The sequence below is a fragment of the Erwinia sp. PME.40.26/001 genome (assembly GCF_055556675.1).
This window is the reverse complement of sequence record NZ_JBVHNP010000019.1, coordinates 3,297-5,117: the sequence shown is the minus strand read 5'-3', so window position 1 is coordinate 5,117 and position 1,821 is coordinate 3,297. Positions and strand designations below refer to the sequence as shown.

Below are 1,821 nucleotides of genomic sequence, written 5' to 3'. Positions count from 1 at the left end.
CGCCGGAAAAACTTCTCAAAAAGAAGTTGACTCCGAAGGAGGAAAGCGTAATATACGCCACCTCGCGACAGGAAGCTTCGGCACTGTTCGCAACGCTCTTTAACAATTTATCAGACAATCTGTGTGGGCACTCGCAGGATTGATATCAGTCACCTCCGGGTGACAAAAAATATCAAGTCTTAAGAGTGAACACATAATGAAATTCATTATGACGTTTTACACTTGAGCATCGCTGCACTTGTTGCAGCAAATCGAACTTTTAATTGAAGAGTTTGATCATGGCTCAGATTGAACGCTGGCGGCAGGCCTAACACATGCAAGTCGAACGGTAGCACAGAGAGCTTGCTCTTGGGTGACGAGTGGCGGACGGGTGAGTAATGTCTGGGAAACTGCCCGATGGAGGGGGATAACTACTGGAAACGGTAGCTAATACCGCATAACGTCTTCGGACCAAAGTGGGGGACCTTCGGGCCTCACACCATCGGATGTGCCCAGATGGGATTAGCTAGTAGGTGGGGTAATGGCTCACCTAGGCGACGATCCCTAGCTGGTCTGAGAGGATGACCAGCCACACTGGAACTGAGACACGGTCCAGACTCCTACGGGAGGCAGCAGTGGGGAATATTGCACAATGGGCGCAAGCCTGATGCAGCCATGCCGCGTGTATGAAGAAGGCCTTCGGGTTGTAAAGTACTTTCAGTGGGGAGGAAGGCGATGAAGTTAATAGCTTCGTCGATTGACGTTACCCGCAGAAGAAGCACCGGCTAACTCCGTGCCAGCAGCCGCGGTAATACGGAGGGTGCAAGCGTTAATCGGAATTACTGGGCGTAAAGCGCACGCAGGCGGTCTGTCAAGTCGGATGTGAAATCCCCGGGCTCAACCTGGGAACTGCATTCGAAACTGGCAGGCTAGAGTCTTGTAGAGGGGGGTAGAATTCCAGGTGTAGCGGTGAAATGCGTAGAGATCTGGAGGAATACCGGTGGCGAAGGCGGCCCCCTGGACAAAGACTGACGCTCAGGTGCGAAAGCGTGGGGAGCAAACAGGATTAGATACCCTGGTAGTCCACGCCGTAAACGATGTCGACTTGGAGGTTGTGCCCTTGAGGCGTGGCTTCCGGAGCTAACGCGTTAAGTCGACCGCCTGGGGAGTACGGCCGCAAGGTTAAAACTCAAATGAATTGACGGGGGCCCGCACAAGCGGTGGAGCATGTGGTTTAATTCGATGCAACGCGAAGAACCTTACCTGGCCTTGACATCCACGGAATTCGGCAGAGATGCCTTAGTGCCTTCGGGAACCGTGAGACAGGTGCTGCATGGCTGTCGTCAGCTCGTGTTGTGAAATGTTGGGTTAAGTCCCGCAACGAGCGCAACCCTTATCCTTTGTTGCCAGCGAGTAATGTCGGGAACTCAAAGGAGACTGCCGGTGATAAACCGGAGGAAGGTGGGGATGACGTCAAGTCATCATGGCCCTTACGGCCAGGGCTACACACGTGCTACAATGGCGCATACAAAGAGAAGCGACCTCGCGAGAGCAAGCGGACCTCATAAAGTGCGTCGTAGTCCGGATCGGAGTCTGCAACTCGACTCCGTGAAGTCGGAATCGCTAGTAATCGTAGATCAGAATGCTACGGTGAATACGTTCCCGGGCCTTGTACACACCGCCCGTCACACCATGGGAGTGGGTTGCAAAAGAAGTAGGTAGCTTAACCTTCGGGAGGGCGCTTACCACTTTGTGATTCATGACTGGGGTGAAGTCGTAACAAGGTAACCGTAGGGGAACCTGCGGTTGGATCACCTCCTTACCTGAAGATACCTTCCCGCG

General features: G+C 53.4%; 1 rRNA gene. It reads left to right on the top strand.

Going from position 1 to position 1,821, the window contains the following annotated elements:
- The first annotated feature begins 260 nt into the window (after positions 1 to 260).
- Positions 261 to 1,801 (top strand): 16S ribosomal RNA (locus ACZ3HG_RS22890).
- Positions 1,802 to 1,821: the final 20 nt, after the last annotated feature.